At 64.5% G+C, this 21,288-nt stretch carries 20 protein-coding genes, 1 tRNA gene and 1 pseudogene; 18 read left to right on the top strand and 4 right to left on the bottom strand.

Going from position 1 to position 21,288, the window contains the following annotated elements; translation table 11 throughout:
• The first annotated feature begins 161 nt into the window (after positions 1-161).
• The 14 genes and pseudogenes from ACSQ76_RS07650 to ACSQ76_RS07585 all read left to right on the top strand — a co-directional run bounded on the left by ACSQ76_RS07650 (position 162) and on the right by ACSQ76_RS07585 (position 15,483).
• Positions 162-1,181: a glycosyltransferase family 2 protein gene (locus tag ACSQ76_RS07650; RefSeq protein WP_437156097.1), complete on the top strand. Its 1,020-nt coding sequence runs from the start codon at positions 162-164 to the stop codon at positions 1,179-1,181.
• Positions 1,178-1,591 carry a GtrA family protein gene (locus ACSQ76_RS07645; RefSeq protein WP_437156096.1) on the top strand — a complete coding sequence of 138 codons (414 nt, stop codon included), beginning with the start codon at positions 1,178-1,180 and terminating at the stop codon, positions 1,589-1,591. The genes ACSQ76_RS07650 and ACSQ76_RS07645 overlap by 4 nt, the downstream gene beginning before the upstream one ends.
• Before the next feature lie 326 nt (positions 1,592-1,917).
• Positions 1,918-3,887: pseudogene (gene acs, locus ACSQ76_RS07640) on the top strand (acetate--CoA ligase).
• A 2-nt stretch (positions 3,888-3,889) separates the two neighbouring features.
• Positions 3,890-4,576 carry an adenylate kinase gene (locus ACSQ76_RS07635; protein ID WP_437156095.1) on the top strand — a complete coding sequence of 229 codons (687 nt, stop codon included), beginning with the start codon at positions 3,890-3,892 and terminating at the stop codon, positions 4,574-4,576.
• Between the two features lie 64 nt (positions 4,577-4,640).
• Positions 4,641-4,901 (top strand): DUF4212 domain-containing protein, encoded by a 261-nt coding sequence (locus ACSQ76_RS07630; protein WP_306129225.1) that lies wholly within the window; start codon positions 4,641-4,643, stop codon positions 4,899-4,901.
• A 3-nt stretch (positions 4,902-4,904) separates the two neighbouring features.
• Positions 4,905-6,692 (top strand): sodium:solute symporter family protein, encoded by a 1,788-nt coding sequence (locus ACSQ76_RS07625; RefSeq protein WP_306129224.1) that lies wholly within the window; start codon positions 4,905-4,907, stop codon positions 6,690-6,692.
• 106 nt (positions 6,693-6,798) lie between these two features.
• Entirely contained in the window at positions 6,799-8,619 is a 1,821-nt protein-coding gene (locus ACSQ76_RS07620; RefSeq protein ID WP_437156094.1) for a DUF294 nucleotidyltransferase-like domain-containing protein, read from the top strand.
• Positions 8,620-8,623: 4 nt separating this feature from the next.
• Positions 8,624-9,142 (top strand): hypothetical protein, encoded by a 519-nt coding sequence (locus tag ACSQ76_RS07615; RefSeq protein ID WP_437156093.1) that lies wholly within the window; start codon positions 8,624-8,626, stop codon positions 9,140-9,142.
• A gap of 1 nt (position 9,143) precedes the next feature.
• On the top strand, positions 9,144-10,565 hold the full coding sequence (locus tag ACSQ76_RS07610; RefSeq protein WP_437156092.1) for an exonuclease domain-containing protein: 1,422 nt from the start codon (positions 9,144-9,146) through the stop codon (positions 10,563-10,565).
• 73 nt (positions 10,566-10,638) lie between these two features.
• Entirely contained in the window at positions 10,639-11,415 is a 777-nt protein-coding gene (locus ACSQ76_RS07605; RefSeq protein WP_437156091.1) for a cobalamin-binding protein, read from the top strand.
• Positions 11,416-11,538: 123 nt separating this feature from the next.
• The gene (locus ACSQ76_RS07600; protein WP_306129219.1) at positions 11,539-12,168 is read left to right on the top strand and encodes a paraquat-inducible protein A; all 630 of its coding nucleotides are present in this window, start codon (positions 11,539-11,541) and stop codon (positions 12,166-12,168) included.
• On the top strand, positions 12,129-12,833 hold the full coding sequence (locus tag ACSQ76_RS07595; RefSeq protein WP_306129316.1) for a paraquat-inducible protein A: 705 nt from the start codon (positions 12,129-12,131) through the stop codon (positions 12,831-12,833). Before ACSQ76_RS07600 ends, ACSQ76_RS07595 begins: the two co-directional genes overlap by 40 nt.
• A complete protein-coding gene (locus tag ACSQ76_RS07590; protein WP_437156090.1) occupies positions 12,830-14,914 on the top strand; it encodes an MlaD family protein in 2,085 nt (694 codons plus the stop codon). The genes ACSQ76_RS07595 and ACSQ76_RS07590 overlap by 4 nt, the downstream gene beginning before the upstream one ends.
• A gap of 2 nt (positions 14,915-14,916) precedes the next feature.
• Positions 14,917-15,483 carry a PqiC family protein gene (locus ACSQ76_RS07585; protein ID WP_437156089.1) on the top strand — a complete coding sequence of 189 codons (567 nt, stop codon included), beginning with the start codon at positions 14,917-14,919 and terminating at the stop codon, positions 15,481-15,483.
• A 157-nt stretch (positions 15,484-15,640) separates the two neighbouring features.
• Here ACSQ76_RS07585 and ACSQ76_RS07580 read toward each other — a convergent pair whose 3' ends face one another.
• The 3 genes from ACSQ76_RS07580 to ACSQ76_RS07570 form a co-directional block, all read right to left on the bottom strand.
• Positions 15,641-16,099: a hypothetical protein gene (locus tag ACSQ76_RS07580; RefSeq protein WP_437156088.1), complete on the bottom strand. Its 459-nt coding sequence runs from the start codon at positions 16,097-16,099 to the stop codon at positions 15,641-15,643.
• A 170-nt stretch (positions 16,100-16,269) separates the two neighbouring features.
• The gene (locus ACSQ76_RS07575; protein WP_437156087.1) at positions 16,270-17,640 is read right to left on the bottom strand and encodes a hypothetical protein; all 1,371 of its coding nucleotides are present in this window, start codon (positions 17,638-17,640) and stop codon (positions 16,270-16,272) included.
• Between the two features lie 368 nt (positions 17,641-18,008).
• A tRNA-Leu gene (locus tag ACSQ76_RS07570) sits at positions 18,009-18,095 on the bottom strand.
• A 99-nt stretch (positions 18,096-18,194) separates the two neighbouring features.
• Between ACSQ76_RS07570 and lipB the strand changes: the two genes are divergently transcribed.
• Positions 18,195-18,869: a lipoyl(octanoyl) transferase LipB gene (gene lipB, locus ACSQ76_RS07565; RefSeq protein WP_437158175.1), complete on the top strand. Its 675-nt coding sequence runs from the start codon at positions 18,195-18,197 to the stop codon at positions 18,867-18,869.
• Positions 18,870-18,950: 81 nt separating this feature from the next.
• Here the strand turns inward: lipB and ACSQ76_RS07560 are convergent, their stop codons facing one another.
• On the bottom strand, positions 18,951-19,379 hold the full coding sequence (locus ACSQ76_RS07560) for an organic hydroperoxide resistance protein (protein WP_437156086.1): 429 nt from the start codon (positions 19,377-19,379) through the stop codon (positions 18,951-18,953).
• A 63-nt stretch (positions 19,380-19,442) separates the two neighbouring features.
• On the opposite strand from ACSQ76_RS07560, the gene ACSQ76_RS07555 reads away from it, so the two are divergent.
• The 3 genes from ACSQ76_RS07555 (at position 19,443) to ACSQ76_RS07545 (ending at position 21,283) form a co-directional block, all read left to right on the top strand.
• Positions 19,443-19,697, top strand: a complete 255-nt coding sequence (locus tag ACSQ76_RS07555; protein WP_437156085.1) for a MarR family winged helix-turn-helix transcriptional regulator — start codon at positions 19,443-19,445, stop codon at positions 19,695-19,697.
• Positions 19,698-19,723: 26 nt separating this feature from the next.
• Entirely contained in the window at positions 19,724-19,915 is a 192-nt protein-coding gene (locus ACSQ76_RS07550; RefSeq protein WP_437156084.1) for a hypothetical protein, read from the top strand.
• 186 nt (positions 19,916-20,101) lie between these two features.
• Positions 20,102-21,283, top strand: a complete 1,182-nt coding sequence (locus ACSQ76_RS07545) for a tyrosine-type recombinase/integrase (RefSeq protein ID WP_437156083.1) — start codon at positions 20,102-20,104, stop codon at positions 21,281-21,283.
• Positions 21,284-21,288 lie beyond the last annotated feature (5 nt).

Raw genomic sequence — 21,288 nt, 5'->3', positions numbered from 1 at the left:
GTGCAAGCCTTAATGGCACGTGGTCCGCAACACCGCGCGGCCGTGTTTCCTCCGCGCCAGCCAATAGGCTCCGATAACCCCGTAACTCCGCAGATTTGCCCTATTTTGGCCCGTTTCCCCGGCTTTTCTGGCCCAGATCCAGACAGCAAGAGAACCGCCCCATGTCCGTCCTGTTTCCCAGCGAGTTCAACGCCAAGCCCCGCCTGACCGGCGATGCGGCCCTGCGCGTGGCGGTGCTGATCCCCTGCTACAACGAGGCCGCGGCCATCGGGACCGTGGTGCGCGACTTCCGCGCCGCCCTGCCGCAGGCGCAGGTCTTCGTCTACGACAACAACTCCTCGGACGGCACTGCCGAGGTCGCCGCTCGCGCCGGTGCCATCGTCCGCCACGAGCCGCGCCAGGGCAAGGGCCACGTGGTGCGCCGCATGTTCGCGGATGTCGAGGCGGACATCTTCGTCATGGTTGACGGCGACGACACCTACGATGCCGCGGCAGCACCCGCGATGGTGGCCAGGCTGGCCAGCGAGGGGCTCGATCTCGTCAACGGCGTGCGCGTCGCCGGCAGCGACACCGCCTATCGCCCGGGTCATAAATTGGGCAACAAGGTTCTGTCGGGTCTCGTCCAGACGATCTTCGGGCGCGGCAGCAGCGACATGCTCTCGGGGTTCCGCGTGTTCTCGCGCCGCTTCGTCAAGACCTTCCCGATGATGTCCCGCGGCTTCGAGATCGAGACCGAGCTGACCGTGCACGCGCTTGAACTCGACATGCCCACCGCCGAGGTGCCGGGCCGGTTCAAGGACCGCCCCGAAGGCTCGGAAAGCAAGCTCAACAGCATCCGCGACGGGATGCGCATCCTGCGCACCATCTCGCGGCTTCTGAAACAGGAGCGCCCGCTGCTGGTCTTCTCCACGCTGGCCGCCGCCTTCGCCGTCACCGCGCTGGCGCTCGCCGCGCCGGTCTTCGCCGAGTATTTCGCTACCGGCCTCGTGCCGCGCCTGCCCACCGCCGTGCTGTCGGCCAGCCTGATGATCCTGGCGTTCCTGTCGGCCGCCGTGGGGCTGATCCTCGACACCGTCACCCGCGGCCGGCAGGAAGCCAAGCGCATGCACTACCTTTCGGTGCCCGGCGTGCTGGCGGCACAAGCCACCGCGGCGCCCGCCGCCCCGTCCCGGGCGCGATGACACGTCCGGGCAAAACCTTTCCCCGCTTTCTTGCCGTTGGCAGCGTCGGCTTCGCCATCGACGCGGGCGTGCTCTGGGCGCTGATGACCTTGGGGGGCGACGCCTACCTCTCCCGTTGCATCAGCTTTGCGCTGGCCATGTCTGTGACCTGGGCGCTCAATCGCCGCTGGACCTTCCGCGGCGCGCACCGCACCGCGCTGCACCGCGAGTACATCGCCTACGCACTTGTCCAGGGCCTCGGCATCGCCATCAATTTCGCCGTCTACGCGCTGATGCTCATGCTCCTCGGCACCGGCCCGATCCTGGCGGTCATGGCGCTGGCCTGCGGGTCCGGCGTGGCGCTGGCCGCCAACTACCTCGGCCTGAAACACGCGGTCTTCCGCCCCGCCGCACCGCCCAGCGGCACGTGAATCACCCCGTTCGGATCGACTGCGCCCGACCTGGCTGACAACATGTCGCAGGCCGGCACCGCACGATCGGTGCACATTCGCTGCACACATCGGCATACATCCGCCGGGAATCGCCAAATACTAGTATGCGGGAATCGCTGCGAAAATTCTTCGTCTGCAAATTTATTTACTATTTCCAATGCCCAATCGGGAAAGTATTTACAAATAAAAGTCAATGATCCCAACGACTAAGTGTAAAATTTTACGCAACGTTTTATAACGCCGCCAATGCGCGAATTGATCTATACCTCGAACTTGAGGAGCGTCACGTGCGGAGGAGGAAAGACATGACCACACAACCGGAAACAGGTGCGCCCACGTACCCGCCCAGTGCCGATTTCGCGGCGCACGCGCATGTCGACGCGGCGAAGTATGACGAGATGTACGCCGCCTCGATCGAGGACCCCGAGGCGTTCTGGGGCGCGCAAGGCAAGCGCATCGACTGGATCAGGCCCTACTCCCGCGTGAAGGATGTCGATTACACCTACGGCAACGTTTCCATCAAGTGGTTCGAGGACGGCACGCTCAACGTCGCCGCCAACTGCATCGACCGCCACCTTGCGGGCCGCGCCGACCAGACCGCCATCATCTGGGAACCCGACGACCCCTCCGAGGACGCCCAGCACATCACCTACCGCCAGCTGCATGCCGAGACCTGCCGCATGGCCAACGTGCTCAAGAACCTCGGCGTCGGCAAGGGCGACCGCGTCGTGCTCTACCTGCCGATGATCCCCGAGGCGGCCTATGCCATGCTGGCCTGCGCCCGCATCGGCGCCATCCATTCCATCGTCTTCGCCGGCTTTTCCCCCGACGCGCTCGGCGCCCGGGTCGACGGCTGCGACGCCAAGCTCGTCATCACCGCCGACACCGCCCCGCGCGGGGGCGCGTGACCAAGCTCAAGGACAACGTCAACCAGGCGCTCCGCCGCGACTTCGACGAGGTCAAGTGCCTCGTCGTCAAGCGCACCGGCGACCAGATCGCCTGGCGCGACGGGCTCGATTTCTGGCTGCACGAAGAGGCCGAACGCGTCGAGGACACCTGCGAGCCGGCCGAGATGAACGCCGAGGACCCGCTCTTCATCCTCTACACCTCGGGCTCCACCGGCCAGCCCAAGGGCGTCGTGCACACCACCGGCGGCTATCTGGTTTACGCCGCCATGACGCACGAGATCACCTTCGATTACCACGAGGGCGACGTCTACTGGTGCACCGCCGATGTGGGCTGGGTCACCGGCCACAGCTATATCGTCTACGGCCCGCTCGCCAACGGCGCCACCACGCTGATGTTCGAGGGCGTGCCGACCTATCCCGATGCCTCCCGCTTCTGGCAGGTCTGCGAAAAGCACAAGGTCAACCAGTTCTACACCGCCCCCACCGCCATCCGCGCCCTCATGGGCCAGGGCGACGAATACGTCACCAGGTGCGATCTGAGCGATCTCAAGCTGCTGGGCACCGTGGGCGAGCCGATCAACCCCGAGGCCTGGAACTGGTACCACAACGTGGTCGGCGGCGGGCGCTGCCCCATCGTCGACACCTGGTGGCAGACCGAGACCGGCGGTCACCTGATGACCCCCCTGCCCGGCGCCCACGCCACCAAGCCGGGGGCTGCGATGAAGCCCTTCTTCGGCCTGAAGTTCGAGGTGCTGGACCCTGAATCCGGCAAAACGGTCCAGGGCAACCCCGCCGAGGGTGTCCTGTGCATCGCCGACAGCTGGCCCGGGCAGATGCGCACCGTCTGGGGCGATCATGAGCGCTTCATGAACACCTATTTCCAGCAATACAAGGGCTACTACTTCACCGGCGACGGCTGCCGCCGGGACGCGGACGGCGACTACTGGATCACCGGCCGCGTCGACGACGTGATCAACGTCTCCGGCCACCGCATGGGCACGGCCGAAGTGGAGAGCGCCCTCGTCGCCCACTCCAAGGTCTCCGAGGCCGCCGTGGTGGGCTACCCGCACGACATCAAGGGCCAGGGCATCTACTGCTACGTCACGCTGATGTCGGGCGAGGAACCCACCGAGGAGCTGCGCAAGGAACTGCAGGACTGGGTCCGCCAGGAGATCGGCCCCATCGCCAAGCCCGACCTGATCCAATGGGCCCCCGGCCTGCCCAAGACCCGCTCCGGCAAGATCATGCGCCGCATCCTGCGCAAGATCGCCGAGGACGATTACGGCGCATTGGGCGACACCTCCACCCTCGCCGACCCCTCCGTCGTCGACGACCTCATCGACAACAGGATGAACCGGGGGAAATGACCATGGACGGCGTACAAACACCCCAGGCCGCCCCGGTCCTGATCCTGCTCGGCCCGCCGGGCGCGGGCAAGGGCACGCAGGCCCGCCTGCTGGAGGAAAAGCACGGGCTCTTGCAACTCTCGACCGGCGATCTTCTGCGCGCCGCCGTGGCCGCCGGCACCCCTGCCGGCCGCGAGGCCAAGGCGGTCATGGAGGCCGGCAACCTCGTCAGCGACGCCATTGTCATCGCCATCCTGCGCGACCGCCTGGCCGCGCCCGATTGCGCGAACGGCGTCATCCTCGACGGCTTTCCGCGCACCACCGTACAGGCCGAGGCGCTCGACACCCTGCTGGCCGAGACCGGGCGACGCATCAACGCCGCCATCAGCCTCGAGGTCGACGACGCGGCCATGGTCGAGCGCGTCTCGGGCCGCTTCACCTGCGGCAGCTGCGGCGAGGGCTATCATGACAGTTTCAAGCCCACGGCCAGGCCCGGGGTCTGCGACAATTGCGGCGGCACCGACATGCAACGCCGCGCCGACGACACCGCCGAAACGGTGGCGCAACGGCTGGAGGCGTATCACGCCCAGACCGCGCCGCTCATCGACCACTACCAATCCACGGGTGCGCTGATCCGCGTGCCCGCCATGGGACCGATCGGCCAGATCGCGTCCCAATTGGACGATGTCGTGTCGCACCGTGCGGCATGACCACATATCGGCCGGGCCGCATGACGCGGCCCGGCCATTTCACGAAGGAGGAGGGACCCCTCGCATGTCTCTGGACAAAACAAGCGCGCAATACTGGAAAGCCAATGTGCGTCTCATCCTGATCAGCCTCGTCATCTGGGCGCTGGTCTCTTTCGGGTTCGGGATCGTCCTGCGCCCGCTCATTTCGGGCATCAAGGTCGGCGGCACCGATCTCGGCTTCTGGTTCGCCCAGCAAGGCTCGATTCTCGTCTTCCTGGCGCTGATCTTCTTCTACGCCTGGCGGATGAACAAGCTCGACCGTGAATACGGCGTCGACGAGGTTTAAGTCATGGATCAGTTTACCATCAACCTGCTGTTCGTGGGCGCAAGTTTCGCGCTCTACATCGGCATCGCGATCTGGGCCCGCGCGGGCACCACATCGGAATTCTACGCTGCCGGCCGCGGCGTTCACCCCGTCACCAACGGGATGGCCACGGCAGCCGACTGGATGTCGGCGGCCTCGTTCATCTCTATGGCGGGCCTGATTGCCTTCACCGGCTACGACAACTCCACCTACCTCATGGGCTGGACCGGCGGCTACGTACTGCTGGCGCTGCTGCTTGCGCCCTACCTGCGCAAGTTCGGCAAGTTCACGGTGTCGGAGTTCATCGGCGACCGGTTCTACAGCTCCTCGGCACGTCTCGTGGCCGTGATCTGCCTGATCGTCGCCTCGGTGACCTACGTGATCGGCCAGATGACCGGCGTGGGTGTGGCTTTCGGCCGCTTCCTCGAGGTCGACAACACCACCGGTCTTCTGATCGGTGCGGTCGTCGTCTTCGCCTACGCGGTGTTCGGCGGCATGAAGGGCGTGACCTATACGCAGGTGGCGCAATACGTCGTGCTGATCATGGCCTACACGATCCCGGCCGTCTTCATCTCGCTGCAGCTGACCGGCAATCCGATCCCGGGCCTCGGCCTCTTCGGCACCGACCAGGAAAGCGGAGAGCCGCTCTTGGCGCGTCTCGACCAGATCGTGCGCGAACTGGGCTTCAACGAATATACCGCTCATAACGGCGATACGTTCAACATGGTGCTCTTCACGCTCAGCCTGATGATCGGCACCGCCGGCCTGCCGCACGTCATCATGCGGTTCTTCACCGTGCCGCGCGTGTCCGACGCACGCTGGTCCGCCGGCTGGGCGCTGGTCTTCATTGCGCTTTTGTACCTCACCGCTCCGGCCGTGGGTGCCATGGCGCGGCTCAACATCACCGAACAGTTCTGGCCCAACGGAACGGAAGGCCAGGCCGTCTCGGTGGAAACCATCGAGTCCGATCCGGCCTATGACTGGATGGCGACCTGGCAGCAGACCGGACTTCTGGGCTGGGAAGACAAGAACGGCGACGGCCGCATCCAGTACTACAACGAAAACTCGACCGCGATGCAGGAAAGGGCCGCGGCCGAGGGCTGGGAAGGCAACGAGCTGACGAATTTCAACAACGACATCCTCGTGCTGGCCAACCCCGAAATCGCCAACCTTCCCGGCTGGGTCATCGGCCTTGTCGCGGCGGGCGGTCTCGCCGCGGCGCTGTCCACGGCGGCCGGCCTGCTGCTGGCGATCTCCTCGGCGGTCAGCCATGACCTGATCAAGGGACAGTTCGCGCCTCAGATCAGCGAGAAGGGAGAGCTTCTCTCGGCCCGGATCGCCATGGCCGTGTCCATCGCGGTCGCGACGTACCTGGGTCTCAACCCACCGGGCTTCGCGGCGCAGACGGTGGCGCTGGCGTTCGGTCTCGCGGCGGCGACGATCTTCCCGGCGCTGATGATGGGGATCTTCTCGACCCGCATCAACAACACCGGGGCGGTCGCAGGCATGTTGGCCGGTCTCGTGGTGACACTGGTCTACATCTTCCTGCACAAGGGTTGGTTCTTCATTCCCGACACCAACACCTTCACCGACGCCGATCCGCTTCTCGGTACGATCAAGTCGACGTCCTTCGGGGCGGTCGGTGCGGCGATCAACTTCGCGGTGGCGTTCTTCGTGGCCAGCATCACGAAAGACACCCCGCAGGAGATCAAGGACCTCGTCGAAGGCGTCCGCGTCCCTCGTGGCGCCGGTGCCGCCGTCGAAGGCCACTAAGCTCAACGATGGCCCCGCCGCGACAGCTTGCGGCGGGGCTTTCGCTTCAAATCCGGTCCGGCCCGCGCCAAGGTGGGCCCGACCACCCCCTCAAGAGGCTTCGACCATGCCCCTTTCGAGCGACCTCACGCAGTTCCTGCGTTCCGTTCACCCCTATGACAGCCTCGACGATGGTGACCTCCTGCAGCTCGCAACGCGCTGCGACGACGCCGCCTATGCCGCCGGGACCCACGTCTTCAACCTCGGCGACACGGTCGATAGCCTCTATATCGTCGTCACCGGCGAGATCGAGATCACCGACGAGGCCGACGTCCAGCTGTCCCTGCTCGGCCCCCGCAATTCCTTCGGCGAACGCGCGCTCCTGCGCGAGGATGTCGCCAGCCGCACCGCCACCGCCCGCTCCGATTCCACGCTGATCGTGATGCCGACGGACGCGCTTTTCGCGCTCATCAAGTCCTCCGCCAAGGTCGCCCGGTTCTTCGACCGCCGCCGCCCCGCCCGCGCGGACCGCAAGGACCTCACCACCCTGCGCGTCGCCGACCTGATGACCAGCGACCCGCTCACCTGTGCGCCGGACACCCCGATCCGCGACGCGGCGGCGCAGATGCACGCCAAGCACATCTCCTCGATCTGCGTCACCGAAAACGCGGATTTGCGCGGCATTCTCACCGTCCGCGACATGAACGGCAAGGTGGTGGCGCAGGGCGCAGACCCCTCCGCCCCCATCTCCACCATCATGACCGAAGACCTCCTGACCCTCGGCCCGGACGCGCTTGGCACCGACGTGCTGCACCTGATGATGGAACGCGGCATTGGCCATGTGCCCATTACGGAAGGCACGCGCCTCGTCGGCATCGTCACGCAAACCGACCTCACCCGCGTTCAGGCGCTGTCCTCGGGCGCCCTCGTGGGCCGTATCGCAAGGGCCGGCGACGCTGCCGAAATGTCCCGCGCCACCGCCGAGATTCCGCAACTCTTGGCCCAGCTTGTCGGCTCGGGCAACCGCCATGACGTGGTCACCCGCCTCATCACCGACATCGCCGACACCGTCACCCGCCGCCTGCTTGCACTGGCCGAGGCGGAACTCGGTGCGCCGCCCGTCCCCTATCTGTGGCTCGCCTGCGGCTCTCAAGGTCGGCAGGAACAGACCGGCGTCTCGGACCAGGACAACTGCCTGATCCTGTCGGATGACGCGACCGACGCCGACATGCCCTGGTTCGCCAGCCTCGCCAAATTCGTCAGCGACGGGCTGGACACCTGCGGCTATTTCTACTGCCCCGGCGACATGATGGCGACGAACCCGCGCTGGTGCCAGCCCCTGCGCGTCTGGCGCGGCTATTTCGACGATTGGATCGCGCGCCCCAACCCCGAGGCGCAGATGCTGGCCAGCGTCATGTTCGACCTGCGCCCCATCGGCGGCGACACCACGCTCTTCGACACGTTGCAGACCAACACGCTCGCCAAGGCCGCGAAGAACTCGATCTTCACCGCCCACATGATCTCCAACTCGATCAAGCACCAGCCCCCGCTCGGCCTTCTGCGGGGGCTTGCCACTATTCGTTCCGGCGAACATCGCAACCGGCTCGACCTCAAGCACAACGGCGTCGTCCCGGTCACCGACCTGGGCCGCATCTATGCGCTGCAGGGCCAACTGCGCCAGGTAAACACCCGCTCCCGGCTAGAGGCTGCTCAGGCCGCGGGACACCTCTCCATTTCCGGCGGCGCCGACCTGCTCGATGCCTATGATCTCATCGCCACCATGCGGCTCGATCACCAGGCGGCGCAGGTCAAGGCGGGCGATCTGCCCGACAACTTCCTCGACCCCTCCACCCTATCGGATTTCGAGCGCAGCCACCTGCGCGACGCCTTCGTCGTGGTCAAGACGATGCAATCTTCGGTGTCCTCCGGCAAAGGCATGTTAGGGTAGCTTCATGTTCATAGAACTCATCGCCACCGTCTTCGCAGGCATCGCCGCCGCCGGCCTTCTGATGCTCGTCAACATCGCATTGGGCCGCCGCCTGCCCCGCTGGCTCACGCCCGTCGCGGCGGGCTTGGGCATGATCGCCGCGACCATCTCCAGCGAATACAGCTGGTACGACCGCACCGCCGCCGCCCTGCCCGAAGGCATGAAAGTCGCCGTCACGGTCGACGAACAAAGCTGGGTCCGCCCCTGGACGCAGGCCTGGCCCTATACCGAACGCTTCGTCGCGGTCGATACCGGCAACGCCCTGCGAAACGAAAACCTGCCCGGCCAGGTCATGACCGACCTCTATTTCTTCGGCCGCTGGTCGCCCGTGAACAAGGCACCGATGCTCTTCGACTGCACCGCGAACCGCTCCGCCCTCCTCATCGACGGCGCCGAGTTTGCCGAGGACGGCACCGTGTCGGACGCAAGCTGGCAGACGCGGCCCGAGGGCGACCCCATTCTCGGCATCGTCTGCGAGACCTGACATGGGCACCCGCCTCAGCCTGCGCCTGCGCATCTTCCTCTTCTTCTGCCTCCTGGCGGCGGGCGCGGTGGCACTGTCGGGCGCGGCGCTCTGGATCGGCTGGACGCGGGCCGACCCCGCGCTGCCCGCGGCGCCCTTTGTCACGGCCTTCATCGTTTTCACGCTCCTGAACACCGCCCTTCTGGTTGGCGTCTGGCTTCTCTTCGACGAAAATCTCGCCAAACCCATCGGCAAGCTCACCGCCAACCTGCGCCTGCGCGCCCATTCCGGCGTCGACACCGAACTCCACGTCGAGGACACCCGGTATCTCGGCGACCTCGGCTCCGCCGCCGATGCTGTCACCCGCACGCTCAGCGCGGGCGTCATGGACACCGCCGCCCAGGTCGCCCGAGAAACCGAACGCCTGCGCAGCGAAGCCAGGCGCCTGACCTCGCTGCTCACCGAGATCCCCGTTGCCACGATCCTCGTCAATCCGGCCCATGAAATCGTGCTTTATGACGGACAGGCCGCCGATATCCTCGGCCAGATCGCGCAACCCCGCCTCAAGGCGCCGCTTGGCGATTATTTCGATGCCGACGACCTCGCCACCGCTCAGGGCAGGCTGGCCGGAACCGAAGCCGAAATCACCGCCGAACTGCACGACCATTCCGGCGCGCGACGCTATCAGGCACGGCTGAAGCCCCTCGGCGAAGGCGGCTACATGCTGTTCCTCGACACCCAGGAAACCGAGGTGGACCCCACCAAGCCACGCCCGCTGGTCTATGACTTCGACCTGATGGAAACCGCGCAGGCGTGCGATATCCTCGACACGCCGCTCACGTCGCTCTGCTGCGTCGCGTTCGATACCGAAACCACCGGCCTTTCGCCCAGCGACGACCGCGTGATCCAGCTGGGCGCGGTGCGCATCCTCAACGGTCGCATCGTCGAGGGCGAGACCATAGACACCTATGTCGACCCCAAGCGCCCGATCCCACGCGCCTCGACCAAAATCCACCGCATCACCGACGAACAGGTGCAAGGCGCACCCGACTTCCATACCGTGGGCCGCGATTTTCACCATTTCGCCCGCGATGCCGTGCTGGTGGCCCATAACGCGCCCTTCGACCTGGGGTTCTTCCACCGCGCCGCCGACCGGATGGGCGTTGCGTGGAACCACCCCGTGCTCGACACCGTACTGCTGTCCGCGGTCGTCTTCGGCACCACCGAGCAGCATTCCCTCGACGCCCTCTGCGAGCGCCTGGGGGTCACGATCCCCCCCGAACTGCGCCACACCGCCCTCGGCGACGCGCAGGCCACGGCTCAGGCGCTGGTCAAACTCATTCCCCTTCTGGAGGGCAAGGGCCTGACCACCTTCGGCGCCGTCATCGCCGAGACCCGGCGCCACGGCCGCCTGATCCAGGATCTCAACACACCGCGCCAATAGCTCGGCACCGGATGGACACGCCCGCCGCCTGTGTTAGCAACGCCTCCAGCACAGCACATCCGGACCCCACGCCATGAAGACCTTCCCTCCCGAACGCATCGTCTGCCTGACAGAGGAGACCGTCGAAACCCTCTACCTCCTGGGCGAACAGGACCGCATTGTCGGCGTCTCGGGCTACGCCGTGCGCCCCAAGGGCGTGCGCCAGGAAAAGCCCCGCGTCTCGGCCTTCACCTCCGCCGACATCCCCAGGATCCTGGCACTTCAGCCCGATCTCGTGCTGACCTTCTCCGATCTTCAGGCCGACATCGCCGCCGAACTGCTGCGCGAAGGTATCGCCGTCATGGGCTACAACCAGCGCGACCTGCACGGCATCCTCGCCATGATCCGCCACCTCGGCGCCACCGTCGGGCAAGAGGCCAAGGCCGCGCAACTGGTCGACCACTACCGCGACCGGCTGGCCCAGGTGGCCGCAAATGCCGCCGGCAAACCGCGCCCGAAAGTCTATTTCGAGGAATGGGACGAGCCCATGATTTCCGGCATCGGCTGGGTCTCGGACCTGATCGAGATCGCCGGCGGGCAGGACGCCTTCCCCGAGCTTGCCACCAGGGACAAGGCCCGCGACCGTTTCGTCACCTCCGATCAGGTCATCGCAGCCGCCCCCGACGTCATCCTCGCCTCGTGGTGCGGCAAGAAGGTCCGCCCCGAGAAGATCGCCGCACGCCCCGGCTGGGACACCATTCCGGCGGTCCGCGACGGACGCATCTACGAGATCAAGTCGCCCCTCATTCTGCAACCCGGCCCCGCCGCGCTGACCGACGGGCTCGACGCCATCGTGACGGCCCTCTCGTGACCCCCAAGGCTCTTCTCTATCTGCGTTCCAAACAGGCCAGCGCCATGATCCATGATGCCTTCCGGCGGCAAGCAACGTGATTTGCAGCTTGCCAACCGCGCAATTAAGCTAACTAACACGATGATGCGCGACACCCCGCTTCCCCTCGACGATATGATCGTCTGCCCGCAATGCGACGCGGCCTACAGCCTGCGCCGGCCGGCGATCGGCGAGCGGGCCCGATGCGTGCGATGCGGCACCGTACTGATCACGCCACGGCACAAGGCCGGGATGCAGATCATCGCCCTGTCCATGACCGTGGCGATCCTCATTATCTCGGCTACGGTGTTTCCCTTTCTGACGATCACAGCGGCGGGCACGTCGAACTCGGTCTCGATCCTCGACGCGGCACTGGCCTTCAGCGACGGCCCGCTCATCGCGCTGTCGCTCGCAACGGCGGCGCTCATCGTCTTCATCCCGCTCGCCCGGGTGCTCCTGGCGATGTACGTGCTCATCCCCATCGTGCTGGACCGTCCGCCGGCACGCGGGGCCAAGCAGGCGTTCCGCCTGTCCGAGGCGATGCGGCCCTGGTCCATGGCCGAGATCTTCGCCATCGGCTGCGCGGTCGCGCTGGTCAAGATCACCGATCTGGCCGATGTCGGGTTCGGGCCGGCGTTCTGGATGTTCGCCGCGCTGGTGTTTCTGGTTGTGGTTCAGGACAATTTCCTGTGCAGATGGTCGGTATGGAACTCGCTGGAAAATCCCAAAAGATAAAAAGCGCCCGCGAGCTTGGCCTCGTCGCCTGCACCCGCTGCACCAAGGTCTGGCCCGCCGGAACCGAGACCTGCGGCCGCTGCGGCAAGCGCCTGCAATCGCGCGACTCCACCAGCTTGCAGCGGGTCTGGGCCTACTGGTTCGTGGGCTTTCTGTGCTACATCCCGGCCAACATGTATCCGATGCTGCAAACCCGCACGCTGCTGACCGTGCAGGAAGACACCATCGTCGGCGGCGCGATCGAGCTGTTTCACTACGGCTCGCCCGGTGTGGCGCTCATCATCCTCATCGCCAGCGTCGCCATTCCCGTGGGCAAGTTCCTGGCCATCGCCTTTCTCGCCCTCTCCGTCGTGCGCGTCTCCAGCGTGTCCATGCACCAGCGCCAGCTTCTCTACGAAGTGGTTGAATACATTGGCCGTTGGTCCATGATCGACATATTCGTGGTTGCCATAATGTCGTCGCTGGTGCAGTTGAACACACTGGCCGCGGTCACACCGGGCCGCGCCAGCCTGTTCTTCGCCCTATCGGTTATCTTTACGATGCTCTCTGCCCAAGCCTTCGACAGCCGCATGATCTGGGACCTCCAGTCCCGCAGTTCCGATACGCCCGACGACACGTCGGATACCTCCGACACGTCCGCCACACCGAACCGGACCGCGTCATGAGCGACACGCCGCCCCCCGTCCAGGTCGAACGCCAGCGCAAGTCGCGCCTCAGCCGTGTCTCCATCGTCTGGATCATCCCGGTCCTCGCCATGGTCATCGCCCTCGCCGTGGCCTGGCAGACCTACAGCGCCCGCGGTCCGGTGATCACCATCGCCTTCGAGAACGGCGCCGGCATCGCCGAACGCGAGACCGAGCTGCGCTACCGCGATGTCGCCGTGGGCATTGTCGAGGAAGTCCGCTTTTCCCCGGATCTCGCGTCCGTCGTGGCCGAGGTGCGCGTCGACAAGGACGTGGCCGCCTATATCGACGTCTCCGCCAGCTTCTGGATCGTCCGCCCCGAGGTTACCGCCCGCGGCGTGACCGGTCTCGATACCGTCCTGTCGGGCGTCTATATCGAGGGCACCTGGGACAGCAAGATCGGCGCGCCGCAGACCAGCTTCGACGGGCTTGCCGATGCACCGCTCTTCCGGCCCGGCGGCAATGGTCTCGAGATTGTCCTGCGCACCACCCCGGGCGGCACCATGACAGACGACAGCCCGATCACCTTCCGCGGCATCGAGGTGGGCCGCGTCGGCAAGGCCAGCATCTCGCCCCAGGGCAACTACGCCGTGGCCGAGGCGCTGATCTACGAGGAGCATTCGCGCCTGATCTCCTCCTCCACTCGCTTCTGGGAAACCTCCGGCTTCACATTCTCCGTCGGACCGCAGGGGGCCGAAATCGACTTTTCCTCGATCGCAACGCTGGTTAGCGGCGGGCTGACATTCGACACCTTCGTCTCGGGCGGCGAGCCGGTGCGCAACGGCACCGTGTTCGAAGTCTACACAATCGAGGAAGAGGCCCGCAACAGCCTCTTCCAGGCACCCGATGTCGAGCCACTGGAAGTGCGCGTGATCTTCGACGAGAACGTCTCGGGCCTCGCCGTCGATGCTCCGGTCGAAATCAACGGCCTCAAGATCGGCGAGGTCCAGAGCGTCCTCGGCGTAATCGACGAAGAGGAATTCGGCGACACCCGCGTGCGCCTCAGCGTCGTGCTGGCGATCCAGCCGGCCCGCCTCGGCCTGCAGGACGACGCCACGCCCGAGACCGCCCGCGAATTTCTCGCTGACCGCGTCGCGAACGGGCTGCGCGCCCGCCTGACCAATGCAAGCATTCTGACCGGCGGTCTCAAGATCGACCTCGTGCAGGTCGACGATGCCGAACCGCAGACCTTGGAAATCACCGAGGACGACCTGCCGACCATTCCGACCACCGAAAGCGACATCATCGATGCCGCCGCAACGGTCGAGGGCGTGGTTTCCCGCATCAACAACCTGCCGATCGAGGAACTGCTGGGCAGCGCCATCGACTTTCTCGACAGCGCCCAGGCGCTCGTCGCCAACGAGGACCTTCAGCAGACGCCGGGCGATGTCCGGGCCATCCTCGCCGAAATTCGCCAGATCGTGGCTTCCGAGGACGTCCAGAACATTCCCGTCGCGCTCAACGCCTCCGTCACCCGGCTCGAGACGCTGCTGAAGGACATCGAGGAAAACCGCCTGGCCGAGCGTCTGGGCGAGGCCGTCGATGCCGCCGCCGCTGCCGCGCAGGGCGTCTCGACCTCGGTCGAGGGCATCCCCGACCTGATCGAACAGATCGACGCCGTCGCCGCCAAGGCCGAATCCCTGCCGGTCGAGGAACTGGCCACCCAGTTGACCGAGCTGGCCGCCGCCGCCGAAGCCATCCTCGACACCGAGTCCGCCCGCCAGCTGCCCGCCGACCTGGGCGCGGCCCTCAACCAGATCAACGCCACGCTGACCGAATTCCGCGAAGGCGGCGCGGTCACCAATCTCAACGCCACGCTCGGCTCTGCCCGCCGGGCCGCCGACGCCGTCGCCACCTCCACCGAGGACCTGCCGGCGCTGGTCGAACGGCTCGGCAACGTGCTCAATCAGGCCAGCGTCACGATCGCGGGCTACAATAAGGGCGATACGCTCAGCCGCGAGGCCCAGAGCGCCCTGCGCGACATATCCGAGGCCGCGGATGCCCTGACGTCCCTGGCCCGCATGCTGGAACGCAATCCCAGCGCGCTCATTCGAGGAAGATGACCATGACGTTTCGCACCACCGCCCTTGTCGCTGCAACCTTGCTGACCGCCGCCTGTGGCGGCCCCTCCGCCGATCTCTACCCGGTTGCCGCGCCACAGGTCACCGACACGATCCGTATCTCCTACAGCACCGTCGAGGTGCGCGATGTGTCGCTGCCCGCCTATGCCGCCGCCGACGAGATCGCGATCGAAGACGAGGACGGCAAGCTCGTCACCGACGCCAATGTCCGTTGGGCCGACTCGCCCGAACGCGCCGTCGCACTCGAAATCGCCCGCAACCTCGCCCGGCTTTCGGGCGCGCGCGTCGCGTCCGAGCCCTGGCCGTTCGAGGAATTTCCCGACGCGCGGCTCGAAGTACGCTTCGAGAGCCTCGTCGCCGGCGCCGACGGCAATTTCCGCGGATCCGGGCAGTATTTCGTCGGCGTCCCCGACGGGCGCCGCGAACGCTCGGGCATCTTCGAACTCGCCGTGCCCTACGACCCCGAAGGCGGCATCCCCGCCCTCGCCAGCGCCCGAGGTAAACTGGTGCTCGACCTGTCGCGCATCATCGCCCGCGAGGGGTTGCGCTGACCGCGTCCGTCGCGCGGGGTTCGGTAAAATTTTAGCTAAATTGGTATGGCACGCGCGTCGCCGTCAAAACCGCCTCGCCCCACGACTTTCGGGTGCCCGAGCACGGCAAAGGGGCGAATGTATCGCCCCTGCCTGTGCGCCAGCGTTTGACGTCAGATCAATTCTGGGTGTCGTCGACGATCTCGACGTCTGCATCGCCTTCGATCTCGATAACTTCCTCAGCGCTCTCTTCAGAGTCGAGATCCGAGGCATCGGTACCGGCGTCCGCCGTGTCGTTTGCAGCGCCACCGGTCTCGGTCTCGGGTGTCGAGGTCGCCGTGCCGGTGGCGGCATCGGTTCCGGCCGCGTCATTCGCGGCGCCATCGGTCTCGGTCTCGGGCGTCGAGGTCGCGGTTCCGGTAACCGCACCGTCCTCGTTGCCGGTTTCCGTCGTTTCGATGGTTTGATCATCGTCGCTGACGACCGCTTCCTCGGGTGAGAAAACGTTTCCGAACAGCAGGAAAATGAGCAACAGCACGATAACGACGACACCGATATACATCGGCAAGCGGCTGCGCTTGCTGCCGGTCGCGCCCATGTGGGCGTCGTGCTGATCGTTTCTTGGGGGGGTCGCCATGATATGGTTCCTTTGTCTTTGTGGTTTCTGTCTTCGTCGCGGCCACGCCGGTGCTATCGTCAGATGCCCAGGCTCGGGCGCGTCAAAGGGGCTCAAGGCACGGTACAGAAATCCGAAGCGAGGGTGCGCCGCACCGGGTCAACCGGTGCGGCACTGATCGCTCGTGTCCGTTACCCCGCGTCGGAGTAATCGTTCAGACGGTCTTCGCTCAGGTCGATGTAGACCCGCATGTCGTCTGCTTCGTCGTTCTGCAGCAGCGTCAGCTCGGAAAGCATGACCTCCACTTGACGCTCCTCCTCTTCGACGAATTCGCTGATATCGACGATGACAGAGCGGGTGTCTTCACCGTTGAGGTTCAGTTCACCTGCTTCGCTGATCTCGTCGCCTTGAACAGCGTAGACCGTGGTGCCGGCAAGCTCCCGGACTTCCACTTCGTCAGCGGAAACCTCCGTATATCCGTCACGGCGCACGGCAGGTCCGCCGTCTTCCGCATCGGATGCCTGCATGTTGGCGGCCGCGTCACCTTGCGACGCTTCGTTGCGCGCCATCTGTTCCTGCTCGTTCTGCGAATCGCTCTCTTGCGATTGCATCGCGGCAGCAGTTTGCGACTCGGCATCGTTGCCTTGCTGCGCGTCGTTGCGCGCCTGGTCGCTGGACGACTGGCCACTGGATGCGTCGTCAGCGTTCTGCCGGAACGTAACCTTCGGCTCACCGGATTGGCTCCAGTTCACGGTCGGCTCGCCCGAGGAAGCAACATTCACTTCAGGCTCGGCCTGTTCGAAGCTGACGCTCGGCTCGCTGCGCGACACGTTCACGTTTGCCTGCGACTGGCTTTCCTCAAAGGTGATCTCGGCCTTCGAGCGATTGATGTTCACCTGCGGCTCGGCAGTGTCGCTTGCGCCATCACCCGAGGCCTGGCGGCTCTCCACCTCGATGCCGGGCGAATTCTCGGGATCTTCGGCCTGGTAAAGGTCCAGTTCCACCGTCGGTTCGGCCATGGAAACCCGCACTTCGGGCTCTGCCTGGCGCACCTCGACTTCGGGGCGTGCGTTGCTGACATCAACCGACGGATCGGGCATCGTCACGATGATTTCCGGCGCCGGCTGCTCGATCGTGATCGAGGGCTGCGGCATCTCCATCGAGATCTGCGGCGCATCCTGGCGGATCAGCACGTCGATCGGCCCTTCCTGGACGTTCACATCCGGGCTGGGGTTTGCGACGGCCACTTCGGGCGCCTGCTCGTCAACCTCGACACTCGGCTGTTGTTGATCGACGATCACCTTGCCCTCGATGACCACTTCATCCTGCAATTCGACGCGGGCGCGTTCGGTCTCGGCGACCTCGCCCTCGATACCGGCCTCTTCTCTTACCTGGGCCAGCCACGTCGTGCATTGCTGCGGATCATTACCATCGACGACGGAATTGAACTCGTCCTGCGAAATGCCGGACTCTTCGAAATTGATCCGGTCGCCGGCTTGCTGAAGTTGCATGCAAGGTTCTGCGTCGCCCTGCTGTTGCGCGGACGCCGCCACGGGCGCCATGAGCGGTGCGGCAATCGCGCTGCAGAGCAGGGCGGTCCGGACCGAAAATTTGTTCTGGGGATTCCTCAAAGTCATTAAGGCTTTTCTCTCCTTTGCTTGACTGGTTTCGCGTAGAAGGAAAACGGGGCCCGTCGTGAAGATGTTCCAACTTTATTGCCCGATTTCCCATCCGGTCCGGCCACGTACAAAGCATTCACCCGACCGGATTCACCGTATCGCAGGCGACGTGAACGCGGCCGGGCCGGAGAACAGCCTCGCCCGGAAGGGTCTCTGAAAACTCGAGAATTGCCAATTCGGGACAGTGCGGATGCGAGGATCTCCCGCGACCCTTGCCAGCCTAAAGTCGCCGAAATCGTCGGTCGAGAAAATGGTGCGGTCGGGGGGACTCGAACCCCCACGAGTGTTAGCTCACAGCGACCTCAACGCTGCGCGTCTACCAATTCCGCCACGACCGCCCGTGACCGAAAGGCGCCCCATGGGACCGCCTTGGTGAAGCGCCGTATAGGCAATCGCGCCGGGCTTGTGAAGGCCAAATTTTCCACGGCTTTGACAAAATCCGCGCCACCTGCCAAAGCACGCCGATGACGGAATGGATCACCTCCCCCGGCCTCGTCGACTACGAGACCGCCTGCACCTGGATGGAGGCCCGCGCCGAAGCCATCGCGCGCGGCGCGGCCGACGAGGCGATCTGGCTCCTGGAGCACCCGCCCCTCTACACCGCCGGCACCTCCGCCAGGCCCGCCGACCTCACCGATCCCGACCGCTTCCCGGTCTACCCCACCAGGCGCGGCGGGCAATACACCTATCATGGTCCCGGCCAGCGCGTCGTCTATGTCATGCTGAACGTGGGCCAGCGCGGCCGCGACGTGCGCGCCTTTGTCCAGCAACTGGAAAACTGGATCATCGCCACCCTCGACCAGTTCAACGTCACGGGCGAGACTCGCGACGGCCGCGTCGGCGTCTGGGTCGTGCGCGACGACAAGCCCCTCACCGCCGCGGGGCACAAGCCCGAGGACAAGATCGCCGCCATCGGCATCCGCCTGCGCAAATGGGTCAGCTTTCACGGCATTTCGATCAACGTCGAGCCGGACCTCGGTCACTTCACCGGCATCGTCCCCTGCGGCATTACCGAGCACGGCGTCACCTCGCTGGTCGATCTCGGCCTGCCGGTGACGATGGGCGACGTGGACGTAGCCCTGCAAAAGACCTTTCCCAAGGTGTTCGGCTGATCGGCATAAAAAAGCCCGGACGAAGCGCGACTCACGGTCTTGCTCCACCCGGGCTTCACGCGGGGCCACAATCGCCGGCCGTCAGGCCAGCTCGGTTTTCACCTCGATATTGCCCTTGGTCGCGTTGGAATACGGACAGATGAAATGCCCGCGCTCCATGATCTTCCTGGCGGTGTCCTCATCGACACCCGGCATCTTCACCTTCAGTTCGACCTTCAGACCGAAGCCGCCATCGTCACGCGGCCCGATCCCGACCCTGGCATCGACCGATGCATCCTTGGGCACCACGCCCAGCTTCTCGCTCTGCGCGGCAAACCGCATCGCGCCCAGGTAACATGCGGCATAGCCCGTCGCGAACAGCTCCTCGGGATTGTGTCCCTTGCCGGCGCCGCCCAGCGCCTCGGGTGTATCCATCGTAAGGGTCAGCATTCCGTTCTTCAGACGCGAAACGCCTTCACGCCCGCCCCCCGTGGCATGGGCTTCGGTCCAGTACTTGATATCGGTCGACATGGAGATCTCCTTTTCCATCGCTCGCAATTAAATCGCACACGATAAATATTACGGTTATCCCGCATGTCAATGCTTGCGATCAAATCGCGCGCGACATATCTTACCGAGATGACCTCCCTCCCCCCGCCCGACATGCTGTGCTTCGCGCTCTACTCCACCGCGCACCGGATGCAGCAAACCTACAAACCGCTCCTGGCGCCGCTGGGCCTGACCTATCCGCAATATCTCCTGCTCAGCGCGCTCTGGTCCGAGGACGCCCGCACCGTCGGCGCCCTCGGGCGCGAATTGCAGCTCGAAAGCAACACGCTCACCCCCTGATCAAGCGTCTGGAAACCAAAGGCCTCGTGCAACGCACCCGCGACACGGGCGACGACCGTCAGGTTCGCGTCACCCTCACCGACGCGGGCCGCGCGCTGCAGGCCGAGGCCACCCACATCCCCGACTGCATCGCCCGTGAAACCGGCATGGCACCGGAGGACCTCACCCGCCTGCGCGACGAAATCCTCGCCCTGCGCAACCGGCTGAGTTCCACCTGAAGACTGCGCAACCCGACGCGCCTTGTCTTCCTCTGGCCGAAAATATCCCCGCCGGAGGGGTATCCTTTTTGTGTCATACGTTCTCACTGCGTGTCACGGGAGTAAATCTTCCTTTAATCGTAAAAGTTTAAGGTTTCAGCACGTCCCGGAATGACCCGGGAAGTGCCACGCCAGAACGTATATAAAATGGAGGATATTTTCATGGCAAAATCTAATGCATTCACAGTCGCACAACTGAAATCTCTCCCCACAGGCAAGCATTGCGATGGGCTAGGCCTATGGCTTTATAAACGCCCTGACGGCGGTGCCCAATGGATCTTTCGCTTTCAACTCTGGGGACGTCAACGAGAGATGGGCCTCGGGTCATATAGAAACGTCAGTCTCGCCGAAGCACGAAAGCAAGCCGAACTCGCACGTCAGCAGGTGCTACGGGAGGTAGATCCGATCAAGCAGCGCCAATTGAACCGCCAACAATCGAACTCTACTGATGGCCGCCTCGAGCACCTTGCATGGGAAGCATACGAGAAACATAAGAAAAGCCTCAAGCATGGTGGGTCCGATGGCAGATGGTTCAGCCCTCTTCGGCTCCACGTCCTGCCGAAGCTCGGCAAGATGCCGATTGTGAAGATTGACCAGGAAGACATCGCGCGTGCGCTGGAACCCATCTGGCATGAGAAGCCGGTTACCGCCAAAAAGTGCATTTCCCGTCTAAGGACCGTATTTAATTATGCAAGCGCCAAACGCTTCCGCGTCAGCACAGCAGTTATCGACGATGCTGTGGTGATCCTCGGCTATAACAAGAAACGCTCGACGCCACACCAAGCGCTCCACTGGAAAGACGTACCTGCGTTCTACGCGACCCTCTCGGATGACGAGCCTACGCAACTGGCATTGCGGATGCTGATCTTGACGGGCGTTCGCTCGGACTCGATCAACAACATGCGATTGGGTCAGCTTATGAGTTCCGTCTGGATCATTCCCCCGCTCCACGTCAAAGGCCGCGCCGACAGCGACTTCGTATTTGACGTACCTCTGAGTAAAGAACATTTGCAAGTGATCGAACTCGCAAAGAAACACGCACAAAACGGATACTTGTTTCCCAACTCAAAAGGCGGCCCCCTGAACAAAATGGCTATGCGTAATTTCCTGGTGGACAACAACATCCCGGCACGACCACACGGGTTTCGCTCTTCTTTGCGCACATGGCTCATGGATGAAATTCAATGTGAGGAAGAGATTGCCGAAGCTTGCATCGGTCACGTCAGAACAGGCGATGATGCTGTCGATGCCTACAAACGTTCAACTTACCTGCCAAAGCGCACACCCTTGATGAAAGAGTGGGCAAACTTTGTTACCGGCAATTCCTGAACAAA

It is taken from the genome of Roseovarius sp. B08, from assembly GCF_051417955.1.
Taxonomy (GTDB): domain Bacteria; phylum Pseudomonadota; class Alphaproteobacteria; order Rhodobacterales; family Rhodobacteraceae; genus Roseovarius.
The sequence above is the reverse complement of the archived record's forward strand: the minus strand, read 5'-3'. Positions and strand labels throughout refer to the sequence as shown.

What these genes read in the sequence shown, in the direction of transcription:
- ACSQ76_RS07650 (WP_437156097.1), top strand. Translation starts at nt 162, where the DNA reads ATGTCCGTCCTGTTTCCCAGCGAGTTCAACGCCAAGCCCCGCCTGACC.
- ACSQ76_RS07645 (WP_437156096.1), top strand. Translation starts at nt 1,178, where the DNA reads ATGACACGTCCGGGCAAAACCTTTCCCCGCTTTCTTGCCGTTGGCAGC.
- ACSQ76_RS07635 (WP_437156095.1), top strand. Translation starts at nt 3,890, where the DNA reads ATGGACGGCGTACAAACACCCCAGGCCGCCCCGGTCCTGATCCTGCTC.
- ACSQ76_RS07630 (WP_306129225.1), top strand. Translation starts at nt 4,641, where the DNA reads ATGTCTCTGGACAAAACAAGCGCGCAATACTGGAAAGCCAATGTGCGT.
- ACSQ76_RS07625 (WP_306129224.1), top strand. Translation starts at nt 4,905, where the DNA reads ATGGATCAGTTTACCATCAACCTGCTGTTCGTGGGCGCAAGTTTCGCG.
- ACSQ76_RS07620 (WP_437156094.1), top strand. Translation starts at nt 6,799, where the DNA reads ATGCCCCTTTCGAGCGACCTCACGCAGTTCCTGCGTTCCGTTCACCCC.
- ACSQ76_RS07615 (WP_437156093.1), top strand. Translation starts at nt 8,624, where the DNA reads ATGTTCATAGAACTCATCGCCACCGTCTTCGCAGGCATCGCCGCCGCC.
- ACSQ76_RS07610 (WP_437156092.1), top strand. Translation starts at nt 9,144, where the DNA reads ATGGGCACCCGCCTCAGCCTGCGCCTGCGCATCTTCCTCTTCTTCTGC.
- ACSQ76_RS07605 (WP_437156091.1), top strand. Translation starts at nt 10,639, where the DNA reads ATGAAGACCTTCCCTCCCGAACGCATCGTCTGCCTGACAGAGGAGACC.
- ACSQ76_RS07600 (WP_306129219.1), top strand. Translation starts at nt 11,539, where the DNA reads ATGCGCGACACCCCGCTTCCCCTCGACGATATGATCGTCTGCCCGCAA.
- ACSQ76_RS07595 (WP_306129316.1), top strand. Translation starts at nt 12,129, where the DNA reads ATGGTCGGTATGGAACTCGCTGGAAAATCCCAAAAGATAAAAAGCGCC.
- ACSQ76_RS07590 (WP_437156090.1), top strand. Translation starts at nt 12,830, where the DNA reads ATGAGCGACACGCCGCCCCCCGTCCAGGTCGAACGCCAGCGCAAGTCG.
- ACSQ76_RS07585 (WP_437156089.1), top strand. Translation starts at nt 14,917, where the DNA reads ATGACGTTTCGCACCACCGCCCTTGTCGCTGCAACCTTGCTGACCGCC.
- ACSQ76_RS07580 (WP_437156088.1), bottom strand. Translation starts at nt 16,099, where the DNA reads ATGGCGACCCCCCCAAGAAACGATCAGCACGACGCCCACATGGGCGCG.
- ACSQ76_RS07575 (WP_437156087.1), bottom strand. Translation starts at nt 17,640, where the DNA reads ATGGCGCCCGTGGCGGCGTCCGCGCAACAGCAGGGCGACGCAGAACCT.
- ACSQ76_RS07560 (WP_437156086.1), bottom strand. Translation starts at nt 19,379, where the DNA reads ATGTCGACCGATATCAAGTACTGGACCGAAGCCCATGCCACGGGGGGC.
- ACSQ76_RS07555 (WP_437156085.1), top strand. Translation starts at nt 19,443, where the DNA reads ATGTCAATGCTTGCGATCAAATCGCGCGCGACATATCTTACCGAGATG.
- ACSQ76_RS07545 (WP_437156083.1), top strand. Translation starts at nt 20,102, where the DNA reads ATGGAGGATATTTTCATGGCAAAATCTAATGCATTCACAGTCGCACAA.